Source organism: Staphylococcus sp. GDY8P198P (assembly GCF_017891615.1).
GTDB classification, from domain to species: Bacteria; Bacillota; Bacilli; order Staphylococcales; family Staphylococcaceae; genus Staphylococcus; species Staphylococcus cohnii.
On record NZ_JAESJQ010000007.1, the window covers coordinates 161,792 to 179,965 of the forward strand.

Sequence of the window (18,174 nt, forward strand, 5' to 3'; positions counted from 1 at the left end):
TTTAATTCACTCCAATCCATAAGCCAATAAGACCTGAAATAATACCAACTGTCCAAAATACAGTAACAACTTTTCGTTCATTCCAGCCGACTAACTCAAAATGGTGATGTAGTGGTGACATTTTGAAAACTCTTTTCCCTGTAAGCTTATATGATGTAACTTGAATCATAACTGATAATGTTTCAGCTACAAATACAAAACCAATAAAAATGAGCGACAATTCTTGGTTTAGCATAATTGAAATCGTGGCAAAGATACCACCTAAAGCTAAGCTGCCTGTATCTCCCATAAATACCTTTGCAGGATTTAAATTAAACGGTAAGAATCCAAGTAACGCAAAAATCATGATAATACAAAACAAACCAATAGAATTAGCCCCTTGGATATAAGCCATTAATGCATACATAATAAATCCAATAATGGAAAGCCCTGTAGAAAGTCCATCTAATCCATCTGTTAAATTCACTGCATTAGAAAAACCAACTTGCCAAAATACAATGAAAATTACATATGCAATAGATAAAGGTACTTCTAAACCTGTAAATGGAATATGAATGCCAGTTGAAAAGTCTGTTAAATTAAACACTTGGCTTAATATGAAGAAAATAACCGCAATAGCGATTTGAGCAAGAAATTTTTGTTTACTCGTTAAACCTTGATTATTTTTTTTAACAACAATGATGTAGTCATCTATAAAACCAATTAACCCAAAACCAATCGTCACAAACAATAATAATATAATTGGATTCGCATTATCCATAAAAATAATAGCTAATATTGAAGTGATAATAATACTAAGTAGGAAAGTTAACCCACCCATAGTTGGTGTACCTGTTTTTTTCATATGACTTTGAGGGCCTTCTTCTCTTATACTTTGTCCGAATTTCATTCTTTTTAGTGTTGGTATCAATACAGGGACTAATATAAATGTTATTAGTAATGCAATGATCGCTAGTAAATAAACCATATTATGCTCCTTTAATATTAAATTGGATTAATGTCGTTAATGCTAGGTGCAACTTATAAATCATATGTAACGAGGCAGTATTTATGTTTTAAATCTACAAAATTATATTTTGTACTAAACATTTAAATTACTACCTCGCATCAATTTCAAATTATACATTTTAACATGTTTTACCATTGACGTCAGAAATAAAATAATTTATTTATTCACTTTGTTTGTCACTACTTGAATCTGAGTTGTTATCATCATTTTTGTCAGTATCGTCTTTGGATGATTCCTTTTCTTTAGATGACGTGGTTGATGATTCACCATTAATCGCTTCAGCAGATAACGTCACTTCTACTTTATCTTTTTTGTCAATTTTTTGTCCTTTATTAACAGATTGATTAGAAACAAAACCACTACCTTTTGTAGTCACTTTTGTTTGCGTCAATGTTTCAAAGGCAATTACTTCTTCTTTTGTCCAACCAGTCATGTCAGGCATTGTTATATCCCCATCTGTCAATAGGAGTACCTTACTATTTGGAAGCACTTCCTTATCAGGTGATACTGATTGTTTTACCACTTTATCTCCACTTCCTATGACTATTGGATCAAGAGATTTACTATTCACCTTATCTTGTGCTTTTTGCGTCTCTTGACCTTGAACATCTGGTACTTTACTATACTTCACATCAGATTTATCTTTAGAATTTTTATCTCCAACATTTAAGTATTTTAACGTATTTTCCATAATAGGTTTAAACGCTTTACTTACACCCATTTCGTAGGCTTCTTGATCATTTTTTTGTGCTAAACTCATACCAGCATAAACAATTACTTCTGGATCATCTTTAGGTGCGTCACCAATAAAGCTTACAAAATATGGATTTTCACCTTGAACATAACCACCATTATCAGAGTCAGCAACTTGTGCTGTACCTGTTTTACCGGCTACGTCATAACCATCAATTTGATAGTTTTTAGCGTGACTGTCTTCACTGTTTACAACTTTATCTAATTCGGTACGAACTTTCTTAGCAGTGTCTTTAGTAATTGGTTTTCCTGCAAACTCTTTTTTACCTTTATAAAATGTATCATCAGTAACAGGATTGCTCACGCTATCCACAAACCATGGTTGCAACATTTTACCTTCATTATTAAAAGCTGATTGCGCTCTTAGCATTTGAACTGGTGTTACGGTTGTAGATTGTCCAAATGAAGATGTTTTTTGCTGTGCTTCATTATCCCAGGCAATACCACCTGTAGATTCACCATCAAACATGCTATCGGTAGATTTACCAAAACCAAATTTTTCATACCATTCTTTCATCTTATCTGAACCAACTAAATCTTGTAAGTGCATCATTAAAGTATTTGAAGAATATGTGAAACCAGTAGACATTGAGATTTCTCCCCAACCTACTTTATTCCAGTCAGATATTTTAGATCCCATAACTTCTCTAGGTTCAGCAGTGTATTTTTTATCCGGTTTAAATTCACCTTCTTGAATTGCAGCCGCTAGTCCATAAGACTTAAAAGTTGATCCTGGTTCATAAGTGTTTTGATATAGATCGTTTGCCCATTTTTTTCCAAAATTTTCACCAGTTTCTGGGTTGAAAGTTGGCCTTTGACTAAACGCCAAGATTTCTCCAGTTTTTGCATCCATAACTACGGCAAACAAATCTTTTGGTTTATAATGTTCAACCATGCCATCTAACGCTTCTTCAACGAAAACTTGTATGTTTGAATCAAGGGTTAAATGTACGTCATCTCCACGTTTAGGTACTTTTTCTTTTTTGGTATTTGGTGCAATATAGCCCCAAATATCATGAATATATGATAATGCACCTTTTTGACCTGAAAGATAGCTATCAAATATCTTTTCAACGCCTAAAGCACCTTTTAATTCTCCACTATCAGGATCTTTTTGTGCAATTCCTATCAAATGAGATGCGAAGTTTCCATTAGGATAAAATCTTTCAGTTTCTGGATATAACGTCACACCAGGAAGGTTCATTTTTTCAATTTTTTCTTTCTCTTGATACGTTAAATCTGTACCTTTTTGACCAAATTCAACTTGAAAGGCTTTTTTATTATCCAGTTTTTTTTCAATTTCTTTTGCTGACATATCAATCACAGTTGCAAGTTTTTTGGCAGTTTCTTTTTTGTCTGTCACATGCTTAGGTTTATCGCTACCTTCACTTGCTTTTTTATCTACAACTGCCACAACTTTATAACGTTCCACATCTTCAGCTAAGACTTTGCCATTTCTGTCATAAATCTTACCTCTTTCTGGTTGTTGTTGTGTATTTACTAAGTACTTTTCATTCGCTTTCATAATTAAATCTTCACCAGAAGAGTGTCCTGTCAACATAATATACGAGTATCTTAAAACCAACGTAAAAAAGAGCAGTCCAAATCCAAGGATGAGTAGGACTGCCCCTATTTTACTTTTTTTAATTGAAAACTTCGGTTTTTTTAATTTAATTCTTCGCTTCGCCATTATTACGCACTACCTTTACATTATCGTTCTTAAGGCTCATTCCATCTTTTTTGGCCTTATCGTAAATGCGTTCATATGAGGAGTTCTTTTTAATTTCAGATTTTATTGCGCTGTTTTCACTAGATTGTTTTTCAATTTTTGTATCTAAATCTGCAATTTTTTCTCGAGTTTCATACGCATCCATTTTTAAAGATAGCATATAAATACTTATTAAAGCAATTACTGTTATAAGTCCTATGTATAACATCTTTTCAAACTTAGTTAGCTTGACAATTACTTTACGCTTAACTGTCTGGGGTTGACTCTGGGGATGAGGCGACGGTTGCGTTTGTGGTATATGCTGCTCTGCTCCACTATACGGTTGGTATATTTTCTCTACTGCCACTCAAAAATCACTCCTTATTTTAGTATTTCAGCTATACGTAACTTGGCACTACGCGCTCGATTGTTTTCTTCTAAATCTTCATCTGTAGCAAGGATTGGTTTTCGGTTAACTCGCTTCAATTTAGGTGTATAAGCTTCTGGTATGACAGGTAAACCTCTAGGAACTTCGGGACCTTTTTCATATTCTTGAAACATTTGTTTACATAGCCGATCCTCTAACGAATGGAATGTTATCACAGATATTCTTCCGTCCACTTTCACGAGATCAATCGCTTGTTCTAACGAATTTTCAAATGCAGATAATTCATCATTAACTGCAATCCTAATTGCTTGGAAAATTCTTTTAGCAGGATGCCCACCTTTTCTTCTTGCTTTAGCTGGGATACCTTCTTTAATGACATCTACAAGTTCTAAAGTTGTTTCAATTGGCTTTTGTTCTCTATTTTGTTCTATACGTCTTGCAATTTGTTTTGAAAATTTTTCTTCACCATAACGATGAAAAATCCTAACTAATTTTTCAAACGACCATTCATTCACTACTTCATATGCTGATAATGATTGTGTTTGATCCATACGCATATCTAATTTCGCATCATTATGATAACTAAAACCTCTTTCAGGCACGTCTAATTGGGGGCTAGATACACCTAAGTCATAATAAATGCCATCTACTTTTTCAATATTTAAATCATCTAAAATTTCAGTTAATTTTCTAAAGTTGCTGTGAACGAAGGTAACTTTATGTATATGGTCTTTCAATACTTCTTTTGCATTTTCAAGTGCTGTTGTGTCTTGATCAATTGCAATAAGTCTACCTTCGTCTCCAATTTGATTTAATAAATAGAGGGCATGACCTGCTCCACCTAATGTACAGTCGACATATATGCCATCTTCTTTAATATTCAAGTAATCTATAGTTTCTTCTAGCATAACGCTGACATGATGAAACAATTTAACGCCTCCATTTAAAAATCAAAGTCAATTAAGTCTTCGGCAATATCTTCAAAACTATCTTCTGATTCATCATAAAAATCATTCCAAGTTTCTCTATCCCAAATTTCTATGCGATTTGAGACACCTATTACCGTACATTCCTTACTTAAATTGGCATACTTTCTCAAATTCTGAGGAATATTAATACGCCCTTGCTTATCTAATTCTACTTCGACAGCGCCTGAAAAGAACATACGCATAAATTTACGCGCATCTTTTTTTGTCATTGGTAAGGTTTTCATTTTCTCTTCAATTACTTGCCATTCTTCTAAAGTGTAACCAAATAAGCATTTATCAAGGCCTCGGGTAATTATAAAACGCTCATTTAGGTCATAGCGAAATTTGGAAGGAACAATCATACGTCCCTTAGTATCCAATTGATGCTCGTATTCACCCATGAACATTTATAATCACCTCACCTTCTTATATATATAATTTACCACATCTCACCACTATCCTCCACTAATTATACAAATTTCACCAAAATTTCTTGAAATATAGAAAAAAACACCCGATTCATCTTAATGATGAATCGGGTGTTCCCATTGTCGCTCTAAGGTTTTATCAATATATGATCAAATGTGTAAGAAAGTGGTGGATAGGTGGAGGGACTAAACACATCTAGCCCAAAATCATTCATAATTTGAAGTGGATTCCATATTCTTTCTTGTAATCCACCCATTGGATGGAGTGTTTTACTTAATATCTCAAAATGTTTCATGCTAATGTCATTTTCTCTTTCGATATTTAATAAGTACCGTTTTAGCAAGTAATCAAATTGTTTTTGATGAATTTCATTATTTTTGTTTAACAATACTTTATTATCATGATTGTCTGTAACTTCTGCTTGAAGAGATTGAAATAAGTCCTTTTGCTGTTCTTTCAGTGTTTCAATTTGTTCTATAAAAGTTTGTGACGCTTTGGATCTAATAAACTGCGCTTTGTCTGCCTCTATTCCTTTTTCAATGATATCATTACGGTTCAATTGATAATGCGCTAATAACTTTTCTATTCTAGCATTTATATAAGTAATTCTTAATCGAGGTAAAACGATAGGCATGTTTACTTCTAATGTTCGAAAAACATCGCTTAATTCTGTCCAATATTTAATTTCACTTGGACCGCCTATAAACGCTACTGTATTAAATAGCCATTCTTCCATTACTGGCCTTGTAACGACATTATTAGAAAATCTTTCTGGTTCTGTTTCTACTATATTAAGAAGTTCTTGTTCCGAAAATGACTTCTCAGATTTATTTAAATAAAATCTCCCATTTTCAAAAGTTAATAGTTGTCTTACACCCTCATCATGCATGAACAAATGCACATTCGTCTCTGTCTGTATCATTTGGTCTAAGCCATCAGCCATTGTTTGAGCTTGCGTTTGTCTAAAGGCATCGTCAACTGAATGATGCTTTTCAATCATGTTTCTGAACATTGGTTTTTCTAATTGACGCAACGCTTTATCATTTGCATCTATCAGTAATAATCCATAATGTTTGAAAACTTCGTGTAATAAAGCTTTAAACATGTCAGTCCAACCATCATAATGATCGATAATATTTCTACACATGTTCAATAGTTTTGAAGAAGCCTCAGTTTCTTTTAGTTCTTTAAAAAATTGATTTAACGCTTTATGTAACGCTTCTTTATCTGGCAAATACTTTGAAACACTAGACTCTGGTGGCGTCATTGTACTATATCTAATTTTTTGTAAAGTTGCCTTGTGCTCATTAAAAACATAAGTATGATTTACTTCATCAAAATCATGATCTTCACCCGCAATCCAAAAAACAGGGACAACGTGCGTATCGTAATCTTTTGATAGTTTTTCACTTAATGTAATAATTGAAAATATTTTATGGAACGTGTATAAGGGCCCACCAAACAAACCAGCTTGTTGGCCTCCGATTACAACTTTCGCACCGTTACTAAGTGCTTTTAAATTGTCATTTTGTTGATGATCTAATGTTAAATCACCCATGTATGCTTCAATGATTTTTGCTAGTGACGCTTCTCTTCCGTTATTTTCTATAAGTAGTCGTTTTTTGTAATCATGTTCATTCATTGCATCAAGATGATAATATTTAGCTAAAGTTGAATCACTATTTTTAACATTCGATATAAATTGATCTTTTTCATTAAGTTTCGTTGTCATACAATCCATTCGTAATTCTCCTTACGTTACTCTATTCCTATTTAGTATAAAGTTTATGTTCAACATTGACAATTTTACGGCTTATAAATTGATTGGAAATTATTTTAAATATGTATAAACGTCGTTGTCCAATATTCATACAAGTTATCAGCACTTTACATTATATAAAAACAATGAGCAAATTAACATTGTTAATTTTACAAAATGTTTTAAGCATTCATTTTTGTGAAATATCCAATAAAATAAGGTATAATAGTTAGTAATAAAGCAAAGGGGGAAGCTAAAGTGAGTAATGTTAAACGACTAGATATTAATTACAAAACTGACGAATTATTTGAAGATTTTAGAAACTTCGGAAATGAAGATTTATATTTAGTAGATGAATTACGCGGTGAAATGATAGACGCTAGTTCAGACTCACCATTTTTCGGCATATATGTTGGTGATAGGTTAGGCGCTCGTATGGCTTTATACCGAAAAGGAGAAGTTGAAGATGTATATTTCTCAGATTTTAATGATTATAATATTTTATGGAAACTAGAAGTTTTACGTGATTTCCAAGGTCGTGGTTACGGTAAAGCATTGCTAGATTTTGCCAAGGAACAAGGCCAACCTATAAAAGTTATTGCACGTAATCAATCAAAAAATTTCTTTATTAAACATGGATTTAAAGATATTGAACAACAAAATAAAGATGGCCACGATATACTTATTTGGACACCATAATTTTCACATCTAATACATTTAAAATAATGCACTCATTTTTATAATATAGTAGATACTTTATTAATAAAGTAAACTTTTTTTATTTCTTGAATGATCATCAACATAATATGAAGCGTGAATTAAAATCAATTTTTCTGATTATAATTCACGCTTCTTTTATTTTGCTATATCTAACAATTGATCAAGCGATTCGATAGTATAATCCGGATTAATTTCTGTGTCATTTATTTTATTTCTTGGATTAAACCAACATGTTTTTATTGCAGCATTTTTCCCACCTAAAATATCTGATGTTATTGAATCGCCAACAATCATTGCATGGTCTCTTTTATCATGACCAATTTCATTAAAAACAAAATCAAAAAATTCTGGCATCGGTTTTTGATATCCTGTTTGCTCAGATACATAAACACCTTTAAACCAATTCCCCATTTTTGTTTTTGCTATGCGTCTTTCTTGTGTTTCTAAAACACCATTTGTAACAATATATAGATCATGTGTATCTTTGAGCATTCTCAATGTTTCCACCGTGTTCATAAAATATTTTATTGGAGCATTTGCCAGTTCATCACGAAAGATTACGTCCGCTTCTTCTCCATTAACATTGATTTGATGTAACTCAAAATACACTTCAAACCTTTTACTTAAAACTTCAGTTTTTGATAATTGGTTTTGTTGAAATGCTTCCCAATGCGCTTGATTTACAGTCATAAATTGATTTAAATCATTTTGGTTTGTCTCTAATTTATATTTTTTTGTAAGTTGGTGAAATGCATATGCTTCTGCATCATGAAAATCAACAATTGTATCGTCAAAATCGATAAGCAAACATCTTTTATTCATAGTATTTTCTAACCCCTTAATGATATCTTTTAATAAACTATATCAGTTATGTCCTCGTCAATGTATAAACATAGCCGAATTTTACTTCATCATACCATATTTCATATCTCAGCAAACAAAAAAGGCCAAGGTTATTACCTTGGCCAGTCCGTCATAGAAATTTATATTAGAATCCGAATAATTTACTTGCTAAACCTACACCGTTCTCTACGATGTCTACAATACTAGTACCTAATTTAGCACCATCGCCTGCTATGCCAGCTTGTACTGTATCTTTAATTGCATTAAATAAACCTTCCATTATAAACACCCCTCACTATATTTTTAAAATAAGCTAAGTACTCAATTTTAAAATCCGAAAAGTTTACCTAGTAAACCTGCACCACTTGAAACGATATCTACAATACTTGTACCTAATTCTGAACCGTTACCTGATTTTGCCGCTTCAACTGTGTTTGCAATTGCCTCTGCTAATTTAGTCATAATTTATATCTCCTTTATTATTTATTTATATTAGAATCCAAATAATTTACTTGCTAAACCTACACCGTTTTCTACGATGCTTACGATACTTGTACCTAATTTAGCACCGTCCCCTGCTATGCCAGCTTGTACTGTATCTTTGATTGCGTTAAATAAACCTTCCATTATAAACACTCCTCATTATATGATAGATGCTTATGACTGTTTTATTATGTTTTAAACGATACTGTTATTTTTTTATTTAATTAAGTATCGTTTGTTATCTATAACTATAAGACATTTACATATAAAATTGTGTTTTATTTCATACTTCATTAAATAATAGTAAAAACTGTAGTGAAAAACACATCATTTTACAGTTTTGAATGCTCAACTGTATTTTGCACAATTCTATGTTATACAACTTAGATGAGAGCCTTTAATTATAATATATATATATATAATTAAACTTACCGAATAATTTAATGCTAATTAAGCTTGCTATGTAATATATCAATGTTTTTAATACGAAAGGTTTTTATTAATTTTACAAATAACATTAAAAATGCGCCACTTCAAATTGAAGTAGCGCAAACGCAAAATAATCATTAAGTTATATATTACCTTATAGTTATATATTAAATACCACTTATTGTTAGACTGAAACATATGTTAATGTCTCAATTATCTATAAATAATTTCAGCATCTTACAAATTTAGATGATTAAGCATTAAATGACAATGTATTTTAATTGTTATAGCCTAATGAGCAAGGGAAAGTTTAAATTCACTATATAAAATAATACTTTTTGACATCATTTTCATATATTATAATGATCATTCACTTTATTCAATATTCAATATCCAATTTCATCTGTAAACTTAGTTTTGCAATGTGCTAATTAACTATATTATGACTTTAATAAACAGTATGTTTGTATCCACTATGTGTGTCAACTATATGTAAATAAAATTTAAAGCAAAATAAAAAGACTGCTGATATATCAGCAGTCTAGTCAGTAAATGCATAAATTAATTTATGTATTTTAACGCTTTTAGTGTCCTGGGAGGGATTCGAACCCCCGACCGATGGCTTAGAAGGCCATTGCTCTATCCAGCTGAGCTACCAGGACATTATCTTTTGAACACAAGAATAATTATATCTAACTTGCACTGATAAAGCAATACTCTATCCCTTAAAAATAAATATGATTTTTCACTATTGTAAACTTTTTATCATAATATTGCTAATTTATTTAAATTCTTTAAATTGAGGAATTCATTAACGTTAGCGTTATTTTTACAACTTTATAACGCTTAATTATTTGTTGCATCTAACTATTTATAGAAATAAGAGGATGAAGCTACGATTAAATTGTTTCTAAACGTAGCTAGACCCTTCATCTTTTTTAAATTGTAAAGTTTTCACTGCTGATGATTTCATGATTTCGATTACGGAAATTTAAAATCGCATCTAAACTCGTATCATCAATAAGCAATTCTGCATATGTTTCTTCAATATTACTTCTCGACTGTGAAATACTACCTGGATTTATCACATGCACACCATTTATTGCTTCATGTTTAGCAACATGTGTATGTCCATAAAAGGCAAATTTGCAGTCTGCTGCTTTTGCTTGTTCTGCTAAAGGTATTCTTGTACGATTCACTTGATATAAATGGCCATGAGTTAAAAATGCATTGATACCATTTATATTAAGTGTTTGTTCATTTGGAAACTCAGGGTAAAAATCGGTATTTCCTTTTACTCTATAAAAATGACTGAGTTCACTATCATCATAAGCAAATTCAGAGTCACCTAAATGAATAGCAGCATCTACATGCTCATGTTGATTTATAATATCAAACAACACACCTTGTTCAGTATGATTATCACTAACTATAATCCATTTCGACATTATTGATCACCTTCTAGGTATTGTTGTAGTTGTTCTATTGCTTTACCCCTATGACTAATTTGCCCTTTTTCTTCAGCGGTTAACTGTGCCATTGTTTTATTTTTGTCTTCTACGAAAAAGATAGGATCATATCCAAAGCCATGTTCACCAATTTTATTTAGTGTGATTTCTCCTTGTACAGTTCCTTTAAACTGTACTGTATCTTCACCTGGTGCGCTCATGCTAATAACGCAAACAAATTGTGCACTACGGTCAGTTTCATCACCTAATTTAGTTAAAAGTTTTTCAATATTTGCATTATCATCTTTAGTTTCGCCAGCATAGCGAGCTGAATATATACCAGGTTCACCATCTAACGCAAAAACTTCCAATCCACTATCATCAGCAATAACACGTTTATTTAATGCTTGCGCAGCTGCTTCAGATTTTAGTTTTGCATTTTCTTCAAAAGTGTCACCCGTTTCCTCAACATCAAAACCTTCGATGAGTTCTGATATACCTATAACATTATAATCAGGAAAAATAACTCTAAAATCGTTTATTTTTCCTTTATTATTTGATGCAATAACAATATCTTCCATTATTTACGCCTCACTTTAAACTTCTATTTTTTCAACTGTTGCTTTCATATTTAACCACTCATCAATAATGCGTTCAATATGTTCTGTTTCTCCTGTAGCAAAAAATTTATGTTCGGGTTGCTTTTTATAACCTGCATGCTCGTTACTGAACGTTAATAATGCACTCACTTCTCTCGCTGTTTCTAAACCAGATGAAATAACTACTTTTTCTCCGTGAAAGTAATCATTAATTGGCTGATACAGTAATGGATAATGCGTACATCCTAAAATAACTGTATCTGCTTTGCTGTTTCTCCACTGTTTTAATGTTTGATGTATAACAATACTCGTAATCGTTGGATCTTTGTATCTCATTTGTTCTACAAGTGGAACAAAGCCTGGGCATGCAACTCCAGATACTTCTACATTTGGATTAATTTGCTTAATATGATGCCTATAGGCCTCTGATTTAATCGTACCTTCTGTACCTAATATTAAAACATTTTGATTTTTTGTTGTCATAATGGCTGTTCTAGCACCTGGTTCTATAACACCAATAACAGGTATCGCTAATAAATTTTGTAAATGTTTTAATGCGACTGCCGTTGCAGTATTACACGCAATCACTAACATCTTGATATCAAACGTCATGAGCTTTTCAGCTAATTCTGTAGTAAATTGTCTTACCTCCGAAGCTTCTCTTGGCCCATAAGGACAACGTTTTATATCTCCTAAATAGTAGATTGTTTCATTTGGTAATTGGCGCATGATTTCTTTAGCTACTGTTAAACCTCCAACGCCAGAGTCAATAACTCCAATTGGTTTCTCCATATATTGTTCATCCTTATATATTTACTTGTCTTTTATTGTAGCATAGCTGTGTTTTCAAAATCATTTTACAAGAACTAAATTTCTAAATAACTGGCATTTCAGATATTAACTTTACAACAGCAGTGATTTAAACGTATTTAATATGAAAAGTACTTTTACTAAACGTCTAATCATGATGTTAAATTTATATCTATACCATATTTCATAAAAAAACTGTCAGCAAAGTTAGTACTTTGTTGACAGTCTTAATATATATATTAATTTACTTGGTGGTCTGAACCAAAGAATGATTTAAACATATGGAAAGAAGTTTCACGGTTTAATGCTGCAATTGATGTCGTTAGAGGAATACCTTTAGGACATGCGTTAACACAGTTTTGTGAGTTACCACACTCTTGTAAACCACCTGCACCCATCAATGCATTTAAACGTTCATCTTTAGTCATTGAACCTGTTGGGTGTAAGTTAAACAATCTAACTTGTGAAATAGCTTGTGCACCAACAAAGTCGTTATTTCTTGTAACGTTTGGACAAACTTCTAAACATACACCACATGTCATACATTTAGATAATTCATATGCTGTTTGACGTTTTTTCTCTGGCATACGAGGCCCTGGTCCAAGATCATACGTACCATCAATCGGTACCCATGCTTTCATACGTTTCAAGTTATCAAACATTCTACTACGATCAACTTGTAAGTCACGAACCACTGGGAATGTACTCATTGGCTCTAATTTAATTGGTTGTTCTAATTGGTCAACAATTGCTGTACAAGATTGTCTCGCTTTGCCGTTGATAACCATAGAACAAGCACCACAAACTTCTTCTAAACAGTTCATATCCCAAATAACAGGTGTTGTTTTCTCACCTTTACTATTAACCGGATTACGTCTAATTTCCATTAAACAAGCAATAACATTTAAATTCTCTTTATAAGGAATTTCAAACTCTTCCTCATAAGGTTTAGATTCTGCATCATCTTGTCGTTTAATGATAAATTTAATTGTTTTTTGATTTTGTTGTTGGCTTTGTTGTTCGTTTTGCGCTTGAGTTTCATTTACTTCTTTAGTATCTGCCATTTTATTTACCTCCTTTAGAACTACTTGAATAGTCACGTTTACGAGGTGGGATTAAACTTACATCTACTGGTTCGTATGTAAATTTAGGCGGTTCTGTTTTTCCTTGATATGATGCTAAAGTCGTTTTCAACCATTCTTCGTCGTTTCTCTCAGGGAATTCAGGTTTATAATGTGCCCCACGAGTCTCATTTCGGTTGTATGCACCGATTGTAATTACACGTGCTAGTACTAACATATTCCATAATTGACGAGTAAAGAAGACTGCTTGGTTACTCCATGTTTGCGTATCTTCAATGTCAATATCTTGATAACGTTCCATCAATTCTAGGATTTTCTTGTCTGTTTCCAATAATGCTTTATTATCACGTACAACAGTAACGTTTGCTGTCATAACTTCACCAAGTTCTCTATGAAGTTTATATGCATTTTCTGTACCATTCATATTCAATAAATTATCGAATTTTTCTTGTTCTTCTTTAACACGTTTTTCATAAATGCTGTCGTCCAAATCAGTATATGATTTTTCAATATTTGCAACATATTCAATTGCATTTGGTCCTGCAACTGTTCCGCCGTAAATAGCAGATAACAATGAATTAGCACCTAAACGGTTACCACCATGTTGTGAGAAATCACACTCACCTGCTGCAAATAAGCCTTTGATATTTGTCATTTGATCATAATCTACATAAAGGCCACCCATTGAATAGTGGACTGCTGGGAAGATTTTCATTGGTACTTTTCTTGGATCGTCACCAGTGAATTTTTCATAAATTTCAATGATGCCACCTAATTTTACATCTAATTCATGCGGATCTTTATGAGAAAGATCAAGGTATACCATGTTTTCACCGTTAATACCTAATTTTTGATTAACACATACATCAAAAATTTCACGTGTTGCAATATCACGAGGTACTAAGTTACCATAATCTGGATATTTTTCTTCTAAGAAGTACCATGGTTTACCATCTTTGTATGTCCAAATACGTCCACCTTCACCACGAGCCGATTCACTCATTAATCGTAGTTTGTCATCGCCAGGGATTGCTGTTGGATGAATTTGAATAAACTCACCATTTGCATAAATTGCTCCTTGTTGGTAAACGATTGATGCAGCAGAACCAGTATTAATCATTGAGTTTGTTGTTTTACCAAATATAATACCTGGACCACCAGTTGCCATAATAACTGCATCTGAACCAAATGATTTTATTTCAGAAGATGTCATATCTTGAGCCACAATACCTCTGGCCATATTGTCATCATCTTTGACAATACCTAAGAATTCCCATCCTTCATATTTTGTAACTAAACCATCCACTTCATAACTACGTACTTGTTCATCTAAGGCATACATTAATTGTTGTCCAGTTGTTGCTCCAGCATATGCCGTTCTGTGATACATCGTACCACCAAAGCGACGGAAATCTAGCAAGCCTTCATTCGTTCTATTAAACATTACACCCATACGATCAAGTAAATGTATAATATTTGGCGCTTCTTCTGCCATTGCTTTTACTGGTGGCTGATTCGCTAAGAAATCTCCACCATAAACTGTGTCATCAAAGTGAACAGCAGGTGAGTCACCTTCACCTTTCGTATTGATTGCTCCGTTTATGCCACCTTGGGCACATACGGAATGTGAACGTTTAACAGGCACTAATGAGAACAAGTCAACGTGTGCGCCTTGTTCTGCTGCTTTAATTGTTGACATCAGACCGGCAAGTCCTCCACCGACAACAATAATTTTCTTCTCTGCCATAAATAGTCACTCCCCTAAATATATCTGAAACATTTTTAAATTATACGAACGCAAGAATAGCACTTATTCCGATATACGAAACTACGATAAATACAACAAGTGATACCCATGTAAAAATCTGTTGTGATCTTTTAGATTGTAAAACACCCCATGTAACTAAAAATGACCATAAGCCATTTGCGAAGTGGAATGTTACAGAAAGTAAACAAATGATATAGAAAATTAACCAACCTGGATTAGATACAATATCATGTACCATATCGAAGTTTACTTCTTGACCTAATGCACGCTGAATACGTGTTTGCCATAAATGTATAGCAACAAAAATAAACGTTACAATACCTGTAATACGTTGCAATAAGAACATCCAATTTCTAAATTGAGAGTAATGTCCTACGTTTTCTTTTGCCGTAAAGGCAATATGTACACCATATACCGCATGATATAGAATTGGAATGTAAATTACGATAAACTCCAATGCAATCAAGAATGGTAAAGATTCCATAAATCCAGCAGCCTTGTTAAACGCCTCAACGCCTTTTGTAGCTTGGTGGTTAACAAGTAGATGCACTAATAAGAATCCACCTATCGGTATTACGCCTAACAAAGAATGTAAGCGTCTTAAATAGAATTGATTTTTCGAATATGCCAAAAGGAAGTCCCCCCTGTGAAACAATTAATTTTTTGGTATCCTTTTTTTAAAGTATAAATGTGATGACACTTATCAACTAAAACTAAACAACAACATGTTATGCAATCGCTTTATATTTATAGCAATATAAACTTCAACATGTATGTATAAAACAATGAAGTAATACCCCTAGTTGAATTTAACAATTGTTTTATTATTTAGATTTAAGTGATAATTTTTCTCAATTAGTAAACGCTTCCATATACTTTTAAAAAAAGAATTCCTGTTATTTGCTATTGTAACACTAATTCATAAAATTTTGGGCATGAGAATGATTCTCATGCCATATTCTTTTTTTCTATTTGTTATATAGTGCGTGATGAAGATTCTCAGCGACTTTTTGAGGTAAACCAGAAGACTTTAGATCTTCGATACTTGCCTCTTTCATTTTCTTTATGGAGCCAAAAGTTCGTAATAGTTTTGTTTTGCGTTTAGAACCTATACCATCTACGGTATCTAAAACTGATTGTAAACCAGTTTTCTGGCGTGTTTGTCTATGAAACGTAATTGCAAATCTATGAACTTCATCTTGTATTCTTTGAAGTAAATAAAACGCTTGGCTATTTTTTTTCAAAGGTACAATCTCTGCACTTTCACCATACAGAATCTCTGAGGTTTGGTGTTTATCATTTTTACGTAGCCCAGCAACTGGTATATCCAAACCTAATTCGTTTTCAAGCACATCGATTACTCCGTTCATATGACCTTTACCACCATCGACGATGATTAAGTCTGGTAATGGTGTACCTTCATTTAAAACACGTGTATAACGTCTACGCACAACTTCTCTCATCGATTTATAATCATCTGGGCCATCCACCGTTTTAATTTTATATTTACGGTATCCTTTTTTATTAGGTTTGCCATCAACAAATGAAACCATAGCTGAAACAGGGTGTACACCTTGTATGTTTGAATTGTCAAAAGCTTCAATACGAATAGGCGTTTGAATCCCCATATGATCCCCTAATTCTTCAATTGCCTTCACGGTACGTGATTCATCTTTAGCAATGAGTTCAAATTTATTCTCTAGCGTAACTTCAGCATTATGATTCGCTAAATCAATCATTTCTTTTTTCTTACCTTTAATGGGTTGGACTATTTTCGTATCTACTACCGATTGAATGATGTCTTTGTTTAAATTTTTAGGAATATGGACTTCTTTAGGAAGAATGTGTTGATTTAAATCATAAAATTGACCTATAAAAGTATAAAATTCTTCTTCTTCTGTTTGTTGCAATGGAATCATAGTTGCATCTCGCTTAATCATATTCCCTTGTCTAATGAAAAACACTTGAATACACATCCAACCTTTTGACACACTATACCCAAAAACATCTCTTATAGTATTATCCGAAGTTGTAATTTTTTGTTTTTTAGTTAAATTGTGAATATGTTGTATTAAATCTCTGTACTCTTTTGCTCTTTCAAAGTCTAGTGCTTCACTCGCTTCATTCATTTTTTGTTCTAAGTTATTCAATATTGTTTTATCTTCGCCATTTAAAAAGTCAGTAATTTCTTTAGTCATTTCAGCATATTTATTTAAATCTACTGGGTAAACACAAGGACCTAAACATTGGCCAATATGGTAATAAAGACACAATTTATCGGGCATTTTATCACACTTTCTAAATGGATAAATTCTATCTAATAACTTTTTTGTCTCTTGTGCTGAATATGCATTAGGATAAGGCCCAAAATATTTTCCTGTTCCTTTTTTAACTGTGCGTGTCACAATTAACCGAGGATATTTTTCTTTAGTGATTTTAATAAAAGGGTAACTTTTATCGTCTTTCAACAAAATGTTATATCTCGGTTGATATTGTTTAATCAAATTAAGTTCGAGCAATAATGATTCTGTTTCACTCGAAGTTACAATATATTCGAAGTTTCTAATTTCTGAAACGAGCCGTGTCGTTTTAGCATCATGTGCACCTGTAAAATAAGATCTTAATCTATTTCTTAATTTTTTAGCCTTGCCGACATAAATAATTTGATCATTTCGATCTTTCATTAAATAGCAACCCGGTTCAGTGGGTACGACCGTTAATTTTTGTTTAATATCTTCTTGATATTTTTCCACTTTAGTCCCCCCTTTCTTGTAAAAATATATTGTTAAAATAAGATATATATCATTTGCATCACAGTTGTATAACGTTGAAAGCTTATTCGCAAATATAAAATTTTAATTCTAATATTCATTATAGAATATACATTATCATTAAACCAAAGTATTCGTTTGAACATGAAATATGTGGCCAGTAAAAATTTCAAACATTATATATAAAGCACCTTAATCTATAAAATG

The 18,174-nt window shown here is 32.4% G+C and carries 18 protein-coding genes and 1 tRNA gene; 1 reads left to right on the top strand and 18 read right to left on the bottom strand.

Translation table 11 applies throughout. From position 1 onward, the window contains the following. Window position 1: 1 nt before the first annotated feature. From mraY to bshC, 6 genes are all read right to left on the bottom strand, one after another. Entirely contained in the window at window positions 2–967 is a 966-nt protein-coding gene (mraY, locus tag KA824_RS07915; RefSeq protein WP_107383714.1) for a phospho-N-acetylmuramoyl-pentapeptide-transferase, read from the bottom strand. Between the two features lie 202 nt (window positions 968–1,169). After that, window positions 1,170–3,452, bottom strand: a complete 2,283-nt coding sequence (locus tag KA824_RS07920; RefSeq protein WP_107385916.1) for a penicillin-binding protein — start codon at window positions 3,450–3,452, stop codon at window positions 1,170–1,172. Then, complete coding sequence (gene ftsL / locus KA824_RS07925; protein ID WP_019469309.1) at window positions 3,433–3,837, bottom strand: cell division protein FtsL; 405 nt, start codon at window positions 3,835–3,837, stop codon at window positions 3,433–3,435. The genes KA824_RS07920 and ftsL overlap by 20 nt, the downstream gene beginning before the upstream one ends. A 14-nt stretch (window positions 3,838–3,851) precedes the next feature. Further along, window positions 3,852–4,787 carry a 16S rRNA (cytosine(1402)-N(4))-methyltransferase RsmH gene (rsmH, locus tag KA824_RS07930; protein ID WP_107383712.1) on the bottom strand — a complete coding sequence of 312 codons (936 nt, stop codon included), beginning with the start codon at window positions 4,785–4,787 and terminating at the stop codon, window positions 3,852–3,854. Between the two features lie 14 nt (window positions 4,788–4,801). Then, on the bottom strand, window positions 4,802–5,233 hold the full coding sequence (mraZ, locus tag KA824_RS07935) for a division/cell wall cluster transcriptional repressor MraZ (RefSeq protein ID WP_046208714.1): 432 nt from the start codon (window positions 5,231–5,233) through the stop codon (window positions 4,802–4,804). 149 nt (window positions 5,234–5,382) lie between these two features. Further along, entirely contained in the window at window positions 5,383–6,996 is a 1,614-nt protein-coding gene (bshC, locus tag KA824_RS07940; protein ID WP_107383711.1) for a bacillithiol biosynthesis cysteine-adding enzyme BshC, read from the bottom strand. Between the two features lie 276 nt (window positions 6,997–7,272). On the opposite strand from bshC, the gene KA824_RS07945 reads away from it, so the two are divergent. Continuing rightward, window positions 7,273–7,713: an N-acetyltransferase gene (locus KA824_RS07945; RefSeq protein WP_107383710.1), complete on the top strand. Its 441-nt coding sequence runs from the start codon at window positions 7,273–7,275 to the stop codon at window positions 7,711–7,713. A gap of 156 nt (window positions 7,714–7,869) precedes the next feature. Here the strand turns inward: KA824_RS07945 and KA824_RS07950 are convergent, their stop codons facing one another. The 12 genes from KA824_RS07950 to uvrC all read right to left on the bottom strand — a co-directional run bounded on the left by KA824_RS07950 (window position 7,870) and on the right by uvrC (window position 17,949). Then, a complete protein-coding gene (locus KA824_RS07950) occupies window positions 7,870–8,556 on the bottom strand; it encodes a YjjG family noncanonical pyrimidine nucleotidase (RefSeq protein ID WP_107383709.1) in 687 nt (228 codons plus the stop codon). A gap of 166 nt (window positions 8,557–8,722) precedes the next feature. Continuing rightward, window positions 8,723–8,857 (bottom strand): beta-class phenol-soluble modulin, encoded by a 135-nt coding sequence (locus KA824_RS07955; protein ID WP_019469303.1) that lies wholly within the window; start codon window positions 8,855–8,857, stop codon window positions 8,723–8,725. Window positions 8,858–8,904: 47 nt separating this feature from the next. Then, on the bottom strand, window positions 8,905–9,039 hold the full coding sequence (locus tag KA824_RS07960) for a beta-class phenol-soluble modulin (protein WP_046208718.1): 135 nt from the start codon (window positions 9,037–9,039) through the stop codon (window positions 8,905–8,907). Window positions 9,040–9,069: 30 nt separating this feature from the next. Continuing rightward, window positions 9,070–9,204, bottom strand: a complete 135-nt coding sequence (locus KA824_RS07965) for a beta-class phenol-soluble modulin (RefSeq protein ID WP_019469301.1) — start codon at window positions 9,202–9,204, stop codon at window positions 9,070–9,072. A gap of 873 nt (window positions 9,205–10,077) precedes the next feature. Then, window positions 10,078–10,151 (bottom strand) — tRNA-Arg (locus KA824_RS07970). Between the two features lie 276 nt (window positions 10,152–10,427). Further along, window positions 10,428–10,937, bottom strand: a complete 510-nt coding sequence (locus KA824_RS07975) for a YfcE family phosphodiesterase (protein ID WP_107383708.1) — start codon at window positions 10,935–10,937, stop codon at window positions 10,428–10,430. Beyond that, entirely contained in the window at window positions 10,937–11,518 is a 582-nt protein-coding gene (locus KA824_RS07980; protein ID WP_107383707.1) for an XTP/dITP diphosphatase, read from the bottom strand. The genes KA824_RS07975 and KA824_RS07980 overlap by 1 nt, the downstream gene beginning before the upstream one ends. A 15-nt stretch (window positions 11,519–11,533) precedes the next feature. Beyond that, the gene (gene racE / locus KA824_RS07985; protein WP_107383706.1) at window positions 11,534–12,328 is read right to left on the bottom strand and encodes a glutamate racemase; all 795 of its coding nucleotides are present in this window, start codon (window positions 12,326–12,328) and stop codon (window positions 11,534–11,536) included. 257 nt (window positions 12,329–12,585) lie between these two features. Next, entirely contained in the window at window positions 12,586–13,410 is an 825-nt protein-coding gene (sdhB, locus tag KA824_RS07990) for a succinate dehydrogenase iron-sulfur subunit (protein WP_107383705.1), read from the bottom strand. A gap of 1 nt (window position 13,411) precedes the next feature. Then, window positions 13,412–15,175: a succinate dehydrogenase flavoprotein subunit gene (gene sdhA / locus KA824_RS07995; protein ID WP_107383704.1), complete on the bottom strand. Its 1,764-nt coding sequence runs from the start codon at window positions 15,173–15,175 to the stop codon at window positions 13,412–13,414. Between the two features lie 40 nt (window positions 15,176–15,215). Beyond that, window positions 15,216–15,827 (bottom strand): succinate dehydrogenase cytochrome b558 subunit, encoded by a 612-nt coding sequence (locus KA824_RS08000; protein ID WP_107383703.1) that lies wholly within the window; start codon window positions 15,825–15,827, stop codon window positions 15,216–15,218. 337 nt (window positions 15,828–16,164) lie between these two features. Continuing rightward, entirely contained in the window at window positions 16,165–17,949 is a 1,785-nt protein-coding gene (uvrC, locus tag KA824_RS08005) for an excinuclease ABC subunit UvrC (protein ID WP_019469294.1), read from the bottom strand. Between the last annotated feature and the right edge of the window lie 225 nt (window positions 17,950–18,174).

What these genes read in the sequence shown, in the direction of transcription:
- mraY (WP_107383714.1), bottom strand. Translation starts at nt 967, where the DNA reads ATGGTTTATTTACTAGCGATCATTGCATTACTAATAACATTTATATTA.
- KA824_RS07920 (WP_107385916.1), bottom strand. Translation starts at nt 3,452, where the DNA reads ATGGCGAAGCGAAGAATTAAATTAAAAAAACCGAAGTTTTCAATTAAA.
- mraZ (WP_046208714.1), bottom strand. Translation starts at nt 5,233, where the DNA reads ATGTTCATGGGTGAATACGAGCATCAATTGGATACTAAGGGACGTATG.
- bshC (WP_107383711.1), bottom strand. Translation starts at nt 6,996, where the DNA reads ATGGATTGTATGACAACGAAACTTAATGAAAAAGATCAATTTATATCG.
- KA824_RS07950 (WP_107383709.1), bottom strand. Translation starts at nt 8,556, where the DNA reads ATGAATAAAAGATGTTTGCTTATCGATTTTGACGATACAATTGTTGAT.
- KA824_RS07955 (WP_019469303.1), bottom strand. Translation starts at nt 8,857, where the DNA reads ATGGAAGGTTTATTTAATGCAATTAAAGATACAGTACAAGCTGGCATA.
- KA824_RS07960 (WP_046208718.1), bottom strand. Translation starts at nt 9,039, where the DNA reads ATGACTAAATTAGCAGAGGCAATTGCAAACACAGTTGAAGCGGCAAAA.
- KA824_RS07965 (WP_019469301.1), bottom strand. Translation starts at nt 9,204, where the DNA reads ATGGAAGGTTTATTTAACGCAATCAAAGATACAGTACAAGCTGGCATA.
- KA824_RS07975 (WP_107383708.1), bottom strand. Translation starts at nt 10,937, where the DNA reads ATGTCGAAATGGATTATAGTTAGTGATAATCATACTGAACAAGGTGTG.
- KA824_RS07980 (WP_107383707.1), bottom strand. Translation starts at nt 11,518, where the DNA reads ATGGAAGATATTGTTATTGCATCAAATAATAAAGGAAAAATAAACGAT.
- racE (WP_107383706.1), bottom strand. Translation starts at nt 12,328, where the DNA reads ATGGAGAAACCAATTGGAGTTATTGACTCTGGCGTTGGAGGTTTAACA.
- sdhB (WP_107383705.1), bottom strand. Translation starts at nt 13,410, where the DNA reads ATGGCAGATACTAAAGAAGTAAATGAAACTCAAGCGCAAAACGAACAA.
- sdhA (WP_107383704.1), bottom strand. Translation starts at nt 15,175, where the DNA reads ATGGCAGAGAAGAAAATTATTGTTGTCGGTGGAGGACTTGCCGGTCTG.